At 34.1% G+C, this 1468-nt stretch carries 2 protein-coding genes; both read right to left on the bottom strand.

What is annotated here, in order from left to right; all coding sequences use genetic code 11:
• The coding region (locus B2745_RS02340; protein WP_304063165.1) for a response regulator at window positions 1-620 on the bottom strand (620 nt) is incomplete at its 3' end.
• A 1-nt stretch (window position 621) separates the two neighbouring features.
• Window positions 622-1468, bottom strand: an 847-nt coding sequence (locus B2745_RS02335; RefSeq protein ID WP_304063162.1) for a sensor histidine kinase, incomplete at its 5' end; no start/stop codon positions are given.

Here is a 1468-nt window from a genome sequence, read left to right as displayed (position 1 = left end):
TAAATAAGCTTATGCTCATAAGCATACTTTAGCAGGCCTACAATACTTTGGCTACCTGTTTTTCTGAAAATATTTTTACGATGTGTTTCAACTGTACGCTCGCTAATAAATAGTTTTTCAGCTATTTGCTTATTGCTATATTCTTTTTCTATATAACGTATCAGTTCTATTTCTCTATTTGTAAGTCTGTTTTCGCGTGGTGCTGTAGCAGAAGATTTAATGAGCTCTTTCATAATCTCTTCGCTAAAATAAGTTCGTCCTTGCGATACTTTTTCTATGGCTTCTAAAAATTCTTCTTTACCTGTATTCTTTAAGATATATCCAGATATGCCGGCATCTATCATTTCTGAAATAACCTGTTGATCTCCAAACATAGAAAGACAAATAATTTTAGTTTCTGGGAAACACTTTTTTACTTTTCTGGTTAGCTCCGCTCCACTAATCTCTGGCATATTTACATCAGTAATTAAAATATCTGGACGATGTTGGGCTAACTGTTCTATTACCTCAGTAGGTTTATTGCTAAATCCTACAACTTGGATATAATCGATTCCATTACAAAGCGCACAAATACCGTCTAATACAAGCTGGTGGTCATCTACAATATAAACTTTAATCATGTTATGCTAATTTATGATAAGTTATGGGGAGCCAGATACTCACGAGCGTTCCTCTTCCTAAGGCAGAATCAACATCTATTTTTCCTTTCAAATATTCTACCCTTGTACGCATGTTCTTTAATCCCATACCTTCAAATTCATTTAATTTTGACCCGTCAAATCCCTCACCGTTATCTTCTATCATGATAGATAATCCATCTTCATCTTTTATCAATTGAATATCCAATAGGTTTGCTTTTGCATGCTTAATTGCATTATTTACTGATTCTTGAATAATTCTGAATAATACGGTTTCTATATGCAATTCTAATCTTTCTGATAAACCATCTACTTCCAGATTAATTTTTAAAAGGCGCTCATCTACTTTTAAAACAAAATCGCGAATGGCCGATACCAAGCCTGCTCTTAACAAAACGTTGGGCGCCATTTGATGTGAAATGCTGCGAACTTCTCTACAACTTTCGTCTACCAATTTAAGGGTATTATTAAAGTTATAAAGAGCTTTGGTATCTTTAAAAGAAAGCTGGTCTGCTATCCCAGATAAATTCATTTTTACCGTAGAAAATAATTGACCCAAACCATCGTGAAGATCTCCTGCTATACGGTTACGTTCTTTTTCCTCAGCCTCAATAATCCCTTTTACGGCTATTTCTTGTTGCTTCATAATTTCGGCCTGTAACCTAGCTTCTTGTCTAGATACATGCCGATTATAAAAAAGCAAACTTAATATACCAATAATCATAACCAGTGCTACAATAGAGATAATGGCTGTATTTCTTTTACTGATAACCAATTTCTGGTCGGTATTTTCTTTACTTAAAACCGCAATTTTTTTCTCCTTATTGGCA

Origin of the sequence: Pedobacter glucosidilyticus, assembly GCF_002483235.1 — a bacterium.
GTDB lineage: Bacteria > Bacteroidota > Bacteroidia > Sphingobacteriales > Sphingobacteriaceae > Pseudopedobacter > Pseudopedobacter glucosidilyticum_B.
This window is presented reverse-complemented; position numbering and strand designations above follow the sequence as displayed.